11 protein-coding genes are annotated in these 16,881 nt (G+C 44.4%); 5 read left to right on the plus strand and 6 right to left on the minus strand.

Going from position 1 to position 16,881, the window contains the following annotated elements:
* Positions 1 to 4: 4 nt before the first annotated feature.
* Positions 5 to 3,547 (minus strand): DUF5717 family protein, encoded by a 3,543-nt coding sequence (locus DXB73_RS09590; protein WP_118690958.1) that lies wholly within the window; start codon positions 3,545 to 3,547, stop codon positions 5 to 7.
* 208 nt (positions 3,548 to 3,755) lie between these two features.
* On the opposite strand from DXB73_RS09590, the gene cobD reads away from it, so the two are divergent.
* Positions 3,756 to 4,859, plus strand: a complete 1,104-nt coding sequence (gene cobD, locus DXB73_RS09595; protein ID WP_118690959.1) for a threonine-phosphate decarboxylase CobD — start codon at positions 3,756 to 3,758, stop codon at positions 4,857 to 4,859.
* A 160-nt stretch (positions 4,860 to 5,019) separates the two neighbouring features.
* Here the strand turns inward: cobD and DXB73_RS09600 are convergent, their stop codons facing one another.
* The gene (locus DXB73_RS09600; protein WP_118690960.1) at positions 5,020 to 6,300 is read right to left on the minus strand and encodes a PDZ domain-containing protein; all 1,281 of its coding nucleotides are present in this window, start codon (positions 6,298 to 6,300) and stop codon (positions 5,020 to 5,022) included.
* 340 nt (positions 6,301 to 6,640) lie between these two features.
* Here DXB73_RS09600 and DXB73_RS09605 point away from each other — a divergent pair, with 340 nt between their 5' ends.
* Genes DXB73_RS09605 through DXB73_RS09615 form a run of 3 tightly spaced genes read left to right on the plus strand, consistent with a single transcriptional unit; the run spans position 6,641 to position 11,215 of the window.
* On the plus strand, positions 6,641 to 9,022 hold the full coding sequence (locus DXB73_RS09605; protein ID WP_118690961.1) for an endonuclease MutS2: 2,382 nt from the start codon (positions 6,641 to 6,643) through the stop codon (positions 9,020 to 9,022).
* Positions 9,023 to 9,071: 49 nt separating this feature from the next.
* Entirely contained in the window at positions 9,072 to 9,812 is a 741-nt protein-coding gene (locus tag DXB73_RS09610) for a response regulator transcription factor (protein ID WP_022026080.1), read from the plus strand.
* Positions 9,809 to 11,215, plus strand: coding sequence for a HAMP domain-containing sensor histidine kinase (locus DXB73_RS09615; protein ID WP_118690962.1), 1,407 nt, complete (start codon positions 9,809 to 9,811; stop codon positions 11,213 to 11,215). Before DXB73_RS09610 ends, DXB73_RS09615 begins: the two co-directional genes overlap by 4 nt.
* Before the next feature lie 153 nt (positions 11,216 to 11,368).
* Here DXB73_RS09615 and pfkA read toward each other — a convergent pair whose 3' ends face one another.
* The 4 genes from pfkA to DXB73_RS09635 all read right to left on the minus strand — a co-directional run bounded on the left by pfkA (position 11,369) and on the right by DXB73_RS09635 (position 15,794).
* Positions 11,369 to 12,352 (minus strand): 6-phosphofructokinase, encoded by a 984-nt coding sequence (gene pfkA / locus DXB73_RS09620; protein WP_022026082.1) that lies wholly within the window; start codon positions 12,350 to 12,352, stop codon positions 11,369 to 11,371.
* Positions 12,353 to 12,595: 243 nt separating this feature from the next.
* A complete protein-coding gene (trmL, locus tag DXB73_RS09625) occupies positions 12,596 to 13,111 on the minus strand; it encodes a tRNA (uridine(34)/cytosine(34)/5-carboxymethylaminomethyluridine(34)-2'-O)-methyltransferase TrmL (RefSeq protein ID WP_022026083.1) in 516 nt (171 codons plus the stop codon).
* Positions 13,112 to 13,164: 53 nt separating this feature from the next.
* Entirely contained in the window at positions 13,165 to 14,151 is a 987-nt protein-coding gene (locus DXB73_RS09630) for an AIR synthase family protein (protein WP_118690963.1), read from the minus strand.
* A 77-nt stretch (positions 14,152 to 14,228) separates the two neighbouring features.
* The gene (locus tag DXB73_RS09635) at positions 14,229 to 15,794 is read right to left on the minus strand and encodes a VanW family protein (RefSeq protein ID WP_118690964.1); all 1,566 of its coding nucleotides are present in this window, start codon (positions 15,792 to 15,794) and stop codon (positions 14,229 to 14,231) included.
* A gap of 521 nt (positions 15,795 to 16,315) precedes the next feature.
* Here DXB73_RS09635 and DXB73_RS09640 point away from each other — a divergent pair.
* Positions 16,316 to 16,870 carry a hypothetical protein gene (locus DXB73_RS09640; RefSeq protein WP_147354472.1) on the plus strand — a complete coding sequence of 185 codons (555 nt, stop codon included), beginning with the start codon at positions 16,316 to 16,318 and terminating at the stop codon, positions 16,868 to 16,870.
* Positions 16,871 to 16,881 lie beyond the last annotated feature (11 nt).

The following is a 16,881-nucleotide window of genomic DNA, read 5'->3' on the forward strand; positions in this document are numbered from 1 at the left end:
CCTCCTACAACGGTTCAAAGATCGACGCTGCTATCTCTCGCTCCATTGTGAATGATTCCATTAAGTCGATCAATTTTTCATCTTCTCCGGAATTTTTAGCCGCCATCATCTCATTTAACTTCGCATATCTGCTGCCGGTATCCGGATGAATATCGTCTTTGCCTGTCGTAATTTCCTGCACTTCACTACGATGATCCTTACCATTATAATGTTCTGTAATATAATACTCTAACCTTTCATCCTCGAACAGTACAAATTCCCTGACATGGATCCCCGCAAAAACATTGTGCATCTTCACTTCTGCATATTTTCCTTTGTCAGCTCCCACATAAATCCGGTAATGCAATGCCACATCATGATCCGGATTTGCGATATATTCCACATAAACCTGATCCAGCACATGCTCCGGCAGACTGATCTTGCCATAAAAATTCCGGTAAAAGGCAAATATCATCTTTTGATCATATAACTTTCCTACATGGTAATCTGCAAATTTTGCTTCCTCTTCAGAAAGCTCTGCTTTACCGCTCATGTGCTTTAATACCGCCAGCAAACACGGCATATCCTCTTTCTTCTGCACATCCACAAAATAATCTGCGAACAGTTCTTCCGGTAATTCACGTCCACGCAGCAAATATTCATAAGCCATCCACTTCTTAAACGCACGTATAATCTGCTTATTGCCCGCATGCTCTTTATATTGTGCAAATACCGTAAAAACCTCCGGCACCACTTCTCCCGAGAAAATACTCTGTGCTAATAACCGCTCTTCCAAAGACTCTCTCGAAAGATCCCCTGCTGCCTGCCACAGACAAACTAACTCTGCAACGGTACCACTGAAAAAACGCATCAAATATTTAAGGACCGGCTCGCTATACGCATTTTCTGTAAATAATTTCCAAGCCAGGCATAACATTCTCTCATCCGGCACTGCAGAAGCATCCTGAAATGCCTGTTCAGAAATTGTCTGCAATCTCTTTATCGGAATCCCTTCAAAACCAAACTGTAAAATTCCTTCCATCGCTTTCGCAAAACATTCACACCAGGCACAATATTCAATCATGCGTCCCCTCCCGCCGGCTTCTACTGTCGTCCAGTCGAGCTGTTCCAATGCTTCCTCCAAACGACCTCGTTCTCCTCGCTGATAAAAATACTGCATCTGCTTTAACTCTAGCGCATGACGGTAGTTCTCACGAAGCCCCTCACACTCCAAAAGCTGTGCACGGAGTTCTACCGTTTCTGCAGTGTCCACCACCTGCTTTGAAGCCTGTTCTCCCAACGCCAGCAATAATGCCCGGTTCTGTTTATCAAAGCGGTAACATACCTCTTTCATCCCATCCATTTCCAATAATGGTTTCAACCGATACCAGGAATCATCTGCGTAGCGGTGATATTCCCGATCGATCAAAAAGAGCTTTGCCCGACTTGTAGCACAAGTTATAACCGCTTTCCCCTTTACAAACGGTGCAAAATGCTCCTCAGATAGTTCCGGATGGCTCACATAGACCCCCACCATATTCGGATTATCGCAGGTAATCTCATACTGAAGAAGAAACCCAGCCAATTGAACTGCCATCTCTTTGTCAAGCACTTCTTCCGTAACAAACTCATTGTATAACACACCAAGATTCGTACTGATCCTGCCCTCACGCAGTTGCTTCCACGTAAAGTTCTGCATCAGTGTGCGATAAGATTCATATGTCTCCGGATCTTTGTCCTTTTGCCGCACAACGTAAGCATATAACATCGCCTTTTTATCGACAGTCAGATGGTTATCATATAGGAAATACAAAAGCACAGAATGCGTAAATGCCATTGTTTCCTTCTCATCGATCGAATACATATAATATTCGTATAGTTCCGTAATTTTAAGATTATGATTCACACCACGCTCATACCAAACAAAGGCATCTTTCGTTGTGATCTGTCCCCTCATCAGCATCTTGCAGATCACTGTTAATATCTCATCCTCCGGATAACGCTCGTACAGTAATGTCATATCCTCCAACACTCCTGCCGAATACTGACGCAATCTTCCTGCCAGATACACATAGCGCAATGCCGTCTCTTTTTCAATAAAGTGGTTCTTGCAGCCCCAGTGAAGTGCCTGAACGATCACTTCAGAAAGTTCCGTTAAATACTTCGGTGTATCATTTAATATCTGACAGATCTCCAAATAAAAGATTGGACTGTAGCATCCATCAGTAAGCTGTTCTAATATTGTCGTAAACTTCTTTTTTTCAGACTGCAACTCCGGATCCAGATACAAAAGGCACCAGAGCACCTGTGCATCCTGTCCTGTCTCCTCATAGCAATCACGTATCTGACGGATGCACCCTTCCTTTACTGACTCGTCATCCGTCCAGATCCCCTTCAGATAGCAAAACCCCGCATAGCGCTCCGGATGTTCTTTCCTTAGCTCTTCCGCCTGCTCCTCCAGACTATTCAACCCTTTTGTCACAACCTCTGCCTGGTGTTCCATAATGGCAAGATGGATGCGATACAACTGTAGTCTGGTGCTGTTTTTTTCTAATCCACTCCCCTGCAAAAGCTGATCCATCTCCTGCAGATAGTCCTGCAGTGGAAGTCTGTTCATACAAAATGCCAAATGACGTTTCAACATTTGGCACAAAGTACGCTGCTCTCTGCGATTTTTCTGCGCCTTTTCATGCTGTACTCCCGGTTTGACTGCCACGACAGAAATCTTAATGGTCTGTCTCGTATTTTTTATCTCAATGCGGGCATAATTCTTCCCCATAACCATCTGTTCCGGATCAATCTCATACTTGCAGACAAAACGATCCCCTACAAACTCTTCTGTTGTAATATGTGCATTCTCTATACGAAGAAAGGACGCATCAGAACATATCTGAAACTCCTCGTATCCCCAAGTGTTTTTCGTGATGCTAATCTCGTCCTGAAACGCTTCTCTACAAGCATCATACTGCCTATACACCTGTTCTACAGCAATCGTAACCGGCTTCTTTTTGCCGATCGACACCAAAAAATTGTCCAATGCGTTCTTACGCCCTGCAGACGCACGCAGTCCATCATAAATTGCCTGTTTCTGTGCGTCCTTCGCCAACAATCCATCGCGAAAGGCCGGCGTGTCAAACAACTTCACCCCGGCTTCTATATCTTTTTGTACCAGTGAGACAAACTGGCTTAAATCTTCAATCTGATGTCCAGATGCCTCTGCCTTCACAGACTCCTTTGGAATGCAAAGTGGAACTTTCTCATTACCGCAGTCTGAAATGATCTGCAATACACTTTCAAAATTCTCTCCGGGTTTCACCCGCTCCATGTCGACCGATACAACGATCGTACTGTCCACGCCACGAAAATTGACCGGATCGATCGTGATCTCCGGAGCATGCGTTGTCACTATACCTTTCATCAGGTGTCTCTTCTCGTTCGATATTACAAGGCTTGTCTGATACACCTGCTTTGTAACATGGTTCCAGTCGAGTACCTCCGGCGTCACAATCACCCGTGACTGTTCATATTCATAATTTCCTTCCGCCAACCGGTTAATCTTCTCTCGCATACCGTCCTCCATGCCTGTACTAATTCCCTCAAACACCACACATTCCGATCATCTCCCCAAACCACATAATAAGTAATATATGGTTGACCAACACCTTCTGAATGTGCGAAGTTTGTGCAATTTATAGTATAGTATACCATTTCTCTTGGTCTTGCACAACACCCGACACGGGTGTATACTACCCTCAAAGAAAGGAATGACAGTTATTATGAATAAACTAGAACCAAAAGAACATTTTCATGGCAGCGATCTCGAAAAGATCGAAGAGATCTACGGTATTCCCAAGGAGAATATCATCAGCTTCTCCGCCAATGTGAATCCGCTGGGGATCTCCTATGATCTGCGCAAAGAACTTCCAAAACACTTAGATGCAATTACGCGTTATCCTGATCGGGAGTATACCTCCCTTCGAAAGTGTATTGGTGAATACGTGCATACCGACTATGAAAACATTTTGGTCGGCAACGGTTCCACCGAACTGATTTCTTTGGTAGCTCAGATCATGCAGCCCAAAAATGCATTGATCGTAGGACCAACCTACTCGGAATATGAACACGAAATTTCTTTAGTCGGCGGACGTTCTCATTACTTCCGCCTGCAGGAGAGTGACCGTTTTCTCCTCGATATCAAGGCACTCAGCAAAGCATTGACCAAAGACGTCGATCTGCTCGTGTTGTGCAATCCCAACAACCCAACCTCTTCTCAGATTGACCGTCAGACAATGCGCATTATTTTGGATAACTGCAAGGAACACGGTATTTTCGTTATGGTTGATGAGACTTATGTGGAATTTGCACCTCACCCGGAAGAAATCACCTCGATCCCGCTGGCAGAATATTACAATAATCTGATCATTTTACGCGGTATTTCCAAGTTTTTTGCAGCTCCCGGACTGCGACTGGGATACGCTGTATGCGGCAACCGTAAACTGCTGCATGAGATCGACAGCAAAAAGAATCCGTGGACGATCAATTCTCTCGCAGCTATCGCCGGCGAGATCATGTTCCGTGACAAAGCATATATTCACGATACGTATCAATTGATCGCAAGCGAACGGGAGCGTATCTGCCGGATCCTTGACACCCAAGATACTCTCACCTATTACCCGCCAAGTGCAAACTTTGTCCTTCTTAAAATACAAAAAGAAGGCGTCACTTCCGAGGATCTGTTTGACACTGCCATTCGACAGGGTCTTATGATCCGCGACTGTTCCACCTTCCCATTTCTAGATCAGAAGTTCATTCGATTCTGTTTTATGATGCCGGAAGACAACGACAAGCTGCTTGATGTATTGCTCCACAAACTGCAATAAAAAAGCAAAGCCAGCGCTTTGCTTTGCAAGAATTGCTAAAGCAATTCTTGGTGGCATAACACCACACTACGAGCAATTTCCCATAAAGTAAAAAAGCAAAGCCAGCGCTTTGCTTTGCAAGAATTGCTAAAGCAATTCAGTATTTCTATGATAGAAACGATCACCCAAGCGTGACCTTAAGAGATATCTTATTACGACCCCTAGAGGCTTTCCTTGATACGACAACCTTAACCTTATCACCAGACTGATAGTTTCTAAGGGTCTCTTTTATTGCTGCAGGTGTAGAAACATCATTATCGCCGATACGCAGGATAACATCGGCTGTCCGCATCCCCCCCTTAAAGGCAGGAGAAACCGCATTTACATCATCGACGTAAACTCCCTGCGCCAAATTCAACTTTTTCGCCTCTGCTGTGTCCACCGCACTTCCCATTACTCCCAAATAAGCATCGGTATGTCCCTGTATCATCGTCTTGATATAACCTTGTAAACTCTCAATCGCAATAAAAGCAGACTCTGAAGTTCCGGTGATATCCGTATAATTTTTGGTTAAAACGCCAATCATTTCTCCTTTGGTATTAAGCACAAAACCCGCTCCATCCTTACAATATGGTATATTCATCGTACACAGAGCAAGAGAAGAATCCGGCACAGACACCGAAAGCTGATTATTCGTGATAATGCCGGAATTAACGGAATACATAACACCATTTGGCTGTCCGACCGCTAATATTCTCGACCCCAATGCATTTTCACGCACAACTTTGCGTGTGATGATCTTTAATTTATTCCGTGTATCCTGCGAAATATCTGATTGTTTCACTCGGTATACTGCCATATTGATCCCGGTATCACAACCTGCCAACTCTACCACGGCCTCACTGCCATCTGCAAATGTTGCTACCATCTTCAGATGTTCCTGTGACGTATTATATGAAGTCAATATATACAGATACCTCTTAGATTTTTGAAACAAAACACCACAAATATGCTTGCTGTCTGTAGAAAGCATCTGCTCCGAATCTTTGCGAAGCTGAACAAGCGAAGATTTTGCTGCATTCCCATTATCGATCAATTGCTGTGTGAGATGATCATATTGTTCTAGGGAGGATAATTGTGACAGATCACTTTTCTGCGCCGGATCAGTTTCCCGTGCGGCTGCTTCCGTACCGTCAGGCTCTTGATCTGACGGTGCCGGCGTTACATAGATAATCTCCGTGTCCAACGCCTCCACCGGCATATATTTACGCATAACATAAAAAGAACTCATTGAAATAACAGCAAATAGTATCAAGATTCCGCAAAACAAGGCGATTCGTCTTACTATCTTACGCATCTTTTCTCTCCCCTGTGGGCGGATCTGCTCCTTGATAAACTGATATTTCCGTTCCTCATGTGATTTTACATTCTGATCGGAATCCTCCGTGTGATTTTCCTTCATTCCACATCCTCCATGCCATCTGTATTCCTATGCTTTCCTTCTATCTCTTAAAGCTGCATTTGTATGCAAAACTGTCTAAACCAAACTTTATTTTAACATATACTTATGAATAAGTTATGAACAATGCATGAACCAAACCCTATTTTTTGTAAAGTTTCGGGCTGTCAACGTACTTCAGGAATGACCGGATTTAAGGTGCAGCACTTGCAGTATAACCTATTTGTAGTGTATTATAATGTTGGGGTACGTTTTGAATAACCTTGATCTTTGGATCAATTAGCAGGACATAAGATACCTGACACTCGAAATATACGGATCCGGAAAGGAATACCAAACAGCTATGAATAAAAAAGTTTTAAATACATTGGAATATGACAAGATCGTCGAGCAGCTTGCTAAGCTGGCGGGTTCTGATGGCGGCAAGAAACTGTGCCGCTCTCTGACACCGATGACAGACCGCGATGAGATCTTAGAAGCACAGCGCGAGACTTCCGATGCTTTGACGCATATTATGACACAGGGGCCAATCTCCTTCCAGGGCGTGACCCCCATTAAAGAAAGTCTAAAACGCTTAGAACTCGGTGCACCTCTTAGCATGCGGGAATTGTTAGACATTTCCTCTCTGTTAGCCTGCGCAGGGCAGACCAAGCACTACTTTCGCAAGAGCTTAAATGAAAACGAAGAGACAGGCGACTGCCTGAATGAACGTTATCAACTTCTCGAACCACTTGCACCTCTGATGCAGGAGATTCGTCGATGCATTATCGCGGAAGACGAAATGGCGGATGATGCCAGTGCCGGTTTGAATCAGGTACGCCGCAAATTAAAAAGTACCGGTGACCGTATCCACGAACAGCTTGGCGTTCTCCTCAACAGTCATCGTTCTATGCTGCAGGATGCCATCATTACTATGCGAAACGGGCGCTATTGTCTGCCGGTCAAGGCAGAATACCGCTCCTCTTTTCACGGAATGCTGCATGATCAATCTGCGACGGGAGCCACGCTCTTTATTGAACCAAATTCTGTCGTTAAATTAAATAACGAGATCCGTGAATTAGAACGACTGGAGCAAGATGAAATAGATAAGGTGTTGGCGGATTTAAGCAATCAAACTGCTGAGCAAAGCTTCTTGGTCGAACAGGATCACCGAATCCTGACAGAGTTGGACTTTATCTTTGCCAAGGCAATGCTCGCCAAACAAATGAAAGCAACCAAACCTCGTTTTCCGGAGGAGCGCTTTATCGAGATCAAACAAGGACGTCATCCTCTGATCGCAGCCGATAAAGTTGTTCCGATCGACGTGCATTTAGGTCGCGATTTTTCTTTATTGATCGTCACCGGTCCAAATACCGGTGGTAAGACTGTTTCCTTAAAAACCGTTGGACTGTTTTGTTTAATGGGACAGGCTGGTTTACACATTCCTGCTTTTGACGGATCAAGCTTACGCATCTTTCACGAAGTATACGCCGATATTGGTGATGAGCAAAGCATTGAACAAAGCTTAAGTACATTTTCCTCTCATATGGTAAATACCGTATCCATCTTAGAGCAGGCAGACGAAAACAGTCTGGCACTCTTTGATGAGCTCGGTGCCGGTACTGATCCGACAGAGGGTGCGGCACTCGCTACCGCAATTCTTGCGAATCTGCATAAGCGCCATACACTTACCATGGCAACAACACACTATAGCGAGCTCAAGCTCTATGCATTACAGACGCCGGACGTTGAAAACGCATGTTGTGAATTTGACGTTTCCACTCTACGCCCGACTTACCGCCTGTTGATCGGTGTTCCCGGTAAAAGTAATGCGTTTGCCATTTCTCACAAGCTGGGACTGTCCGACGATATTATCGAAGATGCCAAACACCACGTAGCAAGCGATGCTACACAGTTTGAAGATGTACTTGCAGATCTGGAGCAGACACGTATCCGTCTTGAAAAAGAGCTTGCCGATGCTTCGGAAAGCCGCAAAGAGATTTCCAGACTGCGCAAAGAATTACGCGAAAAAAATGACAAAATAGACAACTCCAAAGAACGCATCCTGCAAAATGCAAACGAAGAAGCAGGCCGGATCTTGGCAAAAGCCAAAGACTATGCGGATGAAACGATCCGCAAATACACAAAATGGGCAGAAAGCGATGCACATATCCGCGAAATGGAGGCAGAGCGCACCAAATTGCGGGAACAGATCAATAGCAAGCAATCCCATTCCTTAAAGCCTGCAAAACCAAAGAAAGCATCCGGTCTCAAAGCAAAAGATCTGTTCATTGGTGCTGACGTCCGCATTTTATCTTTAAATTCTGCGGGAACGGTCAGCACATTGCCTAACGATAAAGGCGATCTTTTTGTACAAGCCGGATTGCTGCGCACAAAAGTAAATATTCGGGATCTGGAGTTGATCAAACAACCAAAGCCGGAAAAAAATAAGCCGAAGAACACCGGAAGCGGCCGTATCGGTATGAGCAAAGCCGCTACCATGCATCAGGAAGTCAATTTGATCGGTATGACGGTCGATCAGGCAATGCCTGTCATGGAAAAATATCTGGATGATGCCTACCTTGCACATATGACACAGGTAACCGTGATCCATGGCCGCGGTACCGGAGCACTCCGCACAGCGGTACACAACCGTCTTAAAAAATTAAAATATGTCAAGTCGTATCGCTTAGGCGAATTTGGAGAGGGCGACATGGGCGTTACGATCGTCACCTTCAAATCCTGATGATCAACTTATGACATTGTCTATCTCATAAAGGAGGAAACACAACATCATGAAAGAAAAACAAAGAATACTCGTTGTCGATGATGATGAAAATATTGCAGAACTCATCGGATTATATCTCAACAAAGAATGTTTCGAAACAAAACTGGTCTATGACGGCGAGCAGGCACTAAAAGCCGTTAAAGACTTTGCGCCTAACCTTGTCCTGTTAGACATTATGCTTCCGGGAATTGACGGCTACGAAGTACTTCGAGAGATTCGCCGCGGCGGTTCCCTTCCTGTCATTATGCTGTCTGCCAAAGGAGAAACATTTGACCGCGTTTTGGGACTGGAACTTGGGGCAGATGATTACATTATGAAACCGTTTGACTCCAAAGAAATGGTTGCACGCGTCAAAGCCGTGCTTCGGCGAAGCACCAAAGCGACAGTCGGCGAAAGTACTCCGACACCGACACCGCAAGTGCCACAGCAGGAATTGGAGATCGTTACTTTTCCGGATCTTCAGATCAACCTGTCCGATTATTCGGTCCACTATAAAGACCAAATGATCGAGATGCCGCCAAAGGAATTAGAATTGTTCTATTTCCTGGCGTCCCATCCAAACCAGGTGTTTACCAGAGAACAGCTCTTAGATCATATTTGGAGTTATGACTATATTGGTGATACTCGTACCGTCGACGTGCACATCAAACGTTTGCGCGAGAAATTCAAAGACCATGATCAGTGGAAATTGGCTACGGTATGGGGAATCGGCTATAAATTCGAATTTCACGAGAAAGGGAACGCATGAAAGTAACACTCCGTCTGCAGTTTATTACTGCATACTTATTGTTGGTAATCTGCATCTTTGCGCTGATCAATACGTACGGCTACTCCCTAACTTACAATTATTTAGAGACAAAAAAAGAGCAGCAGATTTCCAGTGAAGCCTATTATCTGACTTCACATTACGCCAGTACACAAGGCACTCCTGAGGATGGTGCATTTACACTGCAAAAACAAAGTACCATGCTCAGTTCTCTCTTTGATACTCGTGTCTGGCTTGTCAGCCCCACCGGAACGATCCTTTCAGATTCTTCCGATTACAACTATGTTGGCAAAAACATCACCGATTCCGACAGTGATTTTCTAAATCGGCAATCCGTTAAGGGAGCAAGACCAAAGGGCATCATGAAATCCAATGTCCTCGCTGTCATCTGCCCTCTTACCGGTTCTAAAGAAACCAAGGGATATTTGGTCCTGTTGACACCGCAAAAAGCCATCAAGGAAGAAGCAACTCTGATCTTAGACACGATCCTGATTTGTTATTTATTATTACTTTTGGTATCTGCCATCGTATTTTTGCTGCTGTACTGGCGCAGTGTATATCCTCTCAAGCAGCTTGCACACAACGCCAAAGAGTACGCAGATGGCCACTTTGACCAAAAGCCTGCAAAATTAGGCGGAGTTGAACAGCTCGAACTCGCTTCTGCCGTAAAATATCTTGCGCAAAAAAACAAAAGCATGATCGAATACCAACGCCAGTTTTTAGCAAATGTATCTCACGATTTCCGCTCACCACTGACTTCGATCCGCGGTTATACTGAGGCTTTGGCAGATGGCACGATCCCACCGGAAATGCAGGAAAAATATCTGCACATTATCCTGTTTGAGACAGGCAGGCTGACAAAACTAACGTCAAATCTGCTGGATCTTAACCAGTTTGAGCATAGTGGTTTGATCGTAGAACTCGAACGATTTGACCTGCACGACACACTCAAAGAGACGATTGAAACATTTGAACCACAATGCGAAAAGAAGCATCTGTCCATTGATTTATTATTAGATGGCAAAGAATTATATGTCAAGGCGGATCAATCCAAGATACAACGCGTGATCCAGAACTTAGTCGACAATGCCATTAAGTTCAGCAATACTAATTCCGTTATTGAAATTCATACAGTCAAAAAGCATCACAAAGTTTTTGTTTCCGTCAAAGATCATGGCATTGGTATTACCAAAGAAGAAGCTTCTAAAATATGGGATCGATTTTACAAGAGCGACAGGTCCCGTGGCAAAGATAAGACCGGAACCGGCTTAGGGTTATCGATCACGAAAGAAATTATTGAAGCACACGGGGAACATATTAATGTGATCAGTACCGAAGGTGTTGGCACAGAATTTATCTTTTCCCTTCCGCTAGATGAAGAATAATACAAAACCAACGCGTTCCTTTGTAATGATGCTCCATATTTGGGGACGTAATTACAAAGAAGTGCAACAAAGAAAGGTTCGTCATTTCAAATTGACGAACCTTTCTTCGTGATATAAATATTTGCTATATAGTCATGCCAAAATCTACACGGCTTACTCGCATCTGGTACCAAGAATACCAGCTACTTCGTATTCATAATCGTTGATATCTTTGGTCATTGCAAACGCCTCATCTACATCAACGTCATAAACCCTACCATTCTTATAACCGATCAAACGATTCTTCTTACCCTGCTCAATGACATCAATTGCATAAGCACCCATTACAGATGCATACACACGATCTCTTGCTGTCGGACTGCCACCACGCTGCATATGACCAAGGATCGTTGCACGTGTCTCAATGCCTGTCTCCTCCTCAATGCGCTTAGCAAGCCCATAAGAATGACCGATTCCTTCTGCATTCACGATCACCTGATGTGTCATGCCTGCTTCTCGGTTGCTCTTGATGATTCCCATCAAACGATCATAATCGTTATCAAATTTCTCCGGGATCAAGATCTGCTCTGCACCATTAGCAATACTACACCACAATGCAATATATCCTGCGGAGCGGCCCATAACCTCGACAACGCTGACACGCTCATGAGAGTTGGAAGTCTCGCGGATGCGATCAATTGCTTCCATTGCAGTATTTACTGCAGTGTCAAAACCAATCGTATACTCAGTGTAAGCGATATCCAGATCGATCGTGCCCGGAATACCAACAATATTTACACCATATTTTGACAGATCACGTGCCCCCTTGAAAGAGCCGTCACCACCAATAACGATCAGAGTTTCAATACCGAGTTCTTTACAGATTCCTGCTGCTTTCTGCTTACCGGCGTCCTCACCAAACTCTGCACTTCTTGCTGTAAACAAAAATGTACCACCATGCTGTAACTTCTCTGATACATCGTGGAATGTCATCTTAGAGATTTCTTTATTTAATAATCCGTTATATCCTCTACGGATTCCATATACCTCATAACCCTTTGCAATACCTGTACGTACTACGGCACGCACTGCTGCGTTCATTCCAGGCGCATCTCCACCACTGGTCAATACGGCAATCTTGCCTTTACATTCACCCATAATATCCTCCATTTCTGTCATTTGTTTGACTGTCTGTGCCTGATTATATTTTGCACAACAGTATTATTCTATTATGTTCCCGCCCTTTTTTCAATATCTATTTGTAAAAAAGTGGGGTCTTTTCCATAAAAAAGAGCAAAACCAGCGTTTTGCTCTGCAAGAATTGCTAATGCAATTCTTGGTGATGTCACGCTACACAACAGCAGTTTCCTATTAATTAAAATAGATTATCACCTCATAATTTTATACAATATCCGGATTTTCCCAGCTAAGTCTATGTAGGTTTCCTTCGGTCTGCATCGAGAAAAAGTCATTTTGGCGTAACGCCTCATACAGTACGATCGCCACAGAATTCGATAAGTTCAAGGAACGTATCTGTGGATTCATAGGAATACGGATTGCAGTGTCCGGCGTCTGCACCAAAATTTCTTCCGGAATCCCTGCACTCTCCTTACCGAACATAATATACGCATCTTCCTCATAGGAGACATCTGTATATCGATGACGTGCCTTTGTCGTCGCCATATACATCTTGTCTCGTGCTTTTGGATTTTTTTCCAAAAAATCCTCATAGCTGTCATAAATAGTGACATCCAAATGTTCCCAGTAATCTAATCCTGCCCGTTTCAGCATTTTATCATTGATCCGAAAACCCATCGGCTCGATCAAATGCAGCCTCGTGCCGGTGGCACAACACGTCCTTCCGATATTACCGGTATTTGCCGGCATTTCCGGCTCCAAAAGTACAATATTTAACACAACAATCACTGATTCCTTTCTGGCATAGATCCAATATCTATAGCCATTGCTACCTACTCATATATCTTGTATAACTCATCACTGCCTGCCGGCTCTAAAAATCTCGTTTCCTCTCCACTGCGTATCACACGGTCATTACCTTCCGTAGCGCGTCCGATCACCGCTGCCGGTATTCCTGCGTCCTGCAATCGCTCTACTAACAAATTACCATTCTCGCAGCCGATCAACATACAACCACTCGATATGAGCAGATACGGATTGATATCAAAAACCTCACACAATTCTATTGTCTCCTGACGGATCGGTATTTTATCAAGATCTGCAACGATACCGACTCCTGATGCTGCGCCCATCTCCCACAGTGCGCCAAAAATACCACCTTCCGTCACGTCATGCATAGCATGTACACCATGCTGCATTGCAATCTTCGCTTCCGGCACAACTGAAATATGCTTCAGAAAACTTTCTGCTGTATCAATAAGATGAGCCGGCAGCGTTTGTTCCAAAACATCTCGTTTCTCAGCCGCAATGATCGCAGAACCTTCTAACCCTGCCCATTTCGTCATGACCAGCTCATCGCCGGGCTGCATTCCTCCCGTCGAAAGGAGATCACCACGCGCAACCTTTCCAACCCCTGTCACTGTGATGACCGGTCGATTCACGGCGTCAGACACCTCCGTATGTCCGCCTAAGATCTCGATCTGCAACTCATCGCATGCCTGCTCCAATTCGCTCATAATTCGTCTGAGGTCCTGTTCCTCCGTCTCCGGCGGCAAAATAATGCTGCTTAAAATACCTATCGGCTCCGCTCCTGCCGTTGCCAGATCGTTCGCCGTAATATGTACGGCAAAGACCCCCATCTGCTTGTCTGCCCCAGTGATCGGATCCGTAGAAAGCACAAATACCTCTCCCTGCTCCGGTGCGACTGCTGCACAGTCTTCTCCAACACCCGGATGCAGCAAAACCTCTTGTCGTCTATGGTGAATCTGCTTAAATACCGCTCTTTTCAGTACATTTTCCGGTACTTTTCCTATCTTCATATTCGTTTGCTCCTTTGTTATCCCGCTCAATCTTATCCGCTAACGTATTCCATTTTAACGGCATAATAGTATATATTTTACTCTTCCGTTACCGGCTTTGTAGTCTTTTTGGCTGCGGCTGTTGCTTTTGGCTTTGCCGTAGCGTTCTTGGCCGGTTTCTTTGTAGACTTTGGTTTTGCCGTCTTCTTCGGCTCCTTCGAACTCTTTGGCTTGCCTGTTGCTTTTGGATCCTTCGTTGCCTTTGGATCCGCTGACACACTCGGCTTTGGTGAGCCTGCGGCACCTGCTCCCACCGTCACATGACGCGGTTCTGCCGCATAAGAGCTGCTATTGAGCTGCACCTTGTCCGTTTGTTTGCCATTTACTTTAATGATCTTCCACAGCTTTGCCTTATATCCGACATGTGCAGACTGTGTTACCTCACGATACGATGCAGGCTTTGTCTCATCCACCGTCTCTACATCATCTCCCGGTTGGATCGTCTCTAGGATCTCCGATTCAAAAGAAATCTCCCGACCGCTTTCTCTTGTCTCCTCGCCGTAAATGCGAAAAGAAAGTACACCGCCCTCGGCTGATGCCGCAATGTAAACAGGAGCATTGGTATTATTCTTAAATTTAAAATCCTTATAATCACCGGCAATCGCCGCGTCACGCGATACATCAACATAACTTACCACCATGGAATGTGGCGAGCGCTCTACTACCTCTAGCTCTGCATTGATCACCGCATTATATAATGTCGTGGAAACCTGGCATACGCCACCACCAACGCCATCAACCACTTTACCGCTGGAATATTCCGATGCACTTTTGTAACCATTTGCCTCTGTGCGCTCCTTGATCACCTTGATCGTGGAAAATGTTTTTCCCGGATATAAAATTGTTCCATTGATCCTTCCGGCCGCCGTCTGTACATTCGTCGCACGTGCCGCCGTTGATGTTGCATAAGACGTTGAATAACGTCCCAGCAGATCTTGGCATTTCGATACCATTTCCTGCGTGTACTTTGGCTCTGTTGTCTCCACAATCGCCTGTACCGTATAGGAATCCGACTGGTCTGATTCCTGCAGCGTCTTGCGGATACGATCGATCGTTTGGTCGACCTGCAATTCTCTGCCGGTACGTTCCTTAGATGCAACAAATCGTCCATTTTTTAAGGATAATTTGGAATTTTTGGCTTTCACATCAAACTGTGTGCACTCTTTTTCAACATATTCTTTGAGTTTCTGCTCATCAAACGAATACTTTAAGGCAAATGTTTTGCCGGATTGATGCGCATTCTCCACTTCGCGCATACGCTTTATCAAATTACCCTTTTTACCAACTGCGTATGCCTGATCGATCAACTTTTCTTCCGAAAAGTGCATTCCGAGTGATTCAAAATCTGTTTCCAACTCATTCTCACCGATCTGGATAACAACCTTTCGGCTAAGCAGCCCTGCAATATGATCATCTACGGCATTCTCAGCCTCAGCTTTCGTCATTCCGCCAACTTCGACCTTGCTGATCTTAACCCCTTCACAGATCGTATGCTTTGATCCAAAGATTCCGGAAGAAGCAAGCTCTGCAGCCACTGCCACGCAGGCAGCCAAAAGACAGCCAACTATAAAAATACCGGATAAACATTTATTCTTGTTTGTCATAATCAATAAGCCTCCCAATTCACATTATATTTTGTCATAAATAAGAGTCCTTCGCAAGTCAAAGATTTCTTCATAATTTGACATTTTTTCAGTTATTTTGTATAGTCGATTTTAACCGGGAAAATGCAAGGTCAGTGTTTTGCGATGCATCGCACTACGCGGCAGCAATTTCCGAATCAACAAAGGCAAAAAGCAAAAGGGCGTCCATTCTATCCTTATAGAATAAGCGCCCTTTATAACCCCGCCGATGAACTATTTTACTAAATACTCTAAGACCATAGGCAAAACCATTGCAATAATAACTAAAATACAGATTACTGATGCAATTCTTTTCTGGTTTTTACGATTAAAAAAGTTCATTGTTACCTCCTGTCTGTCCCCGGTACAGCCCCATCCGCGATGCAAGCTTGTCGGTTCGGCTGTCGGCTTGCAGGCTGAGAAAGGAATATGTGATCATCATGAATACTATACCTATATTTTTTGTCCTCTTCATTGTATTCATAATTTATGTGCAAGTCAAGATGAAACAAGGGGCAAAAACACCACAGTGGAATCAATCTTTTTGGAGCAAAGAAAAAGCTTCTAACTTCGCCCGCAAAAAAGATATTTCCGAATTGGATTATCTCGAAGTCGATCAAAATCTGCTGCCGTGGGACGATCAGGCAGACGGTGCTATACAAGACGCCCAGGATGATGTGCGCGAGATACTGAAACGTCCTATTTTGAACCTGCAGGGAATGAGCAATGCTGATATTAAACTCAACTACGGCATTGCCAATTTTGAGATCCTTTCTGCCTGCGATCAAAATTATACCCGACTGATCCGGGCACTAAATCAATGGGGAGAGGCACTCTATCAGTCGGAGAAGCTGGCAAACGCAGAGAGCATTTTTTCGTATGCACTGGATATCGGGAGCGATATATCAAGCACCTACATTACCCTTGGCAAAATATACGCTCAAACTGACCGCATTGAGCAGATCCAGCCTTTGATCGAACGCGTCAAAAAACAGGACTTCTTTATGCGGGACACTGTCATAGACAAACTGACCGGAATCGTCCGATCTTACCAATAGAAATGAGGTTG

It is taken from the genome of Clostridium sp. OM05-6BH (genome assembly GCF_003481635.1).
Classification (GTDB): domain Bacteria; phylum Bacillota; class Clostridia; order Lachnospirales; family Lachnospiraceae; genus Butyribacter.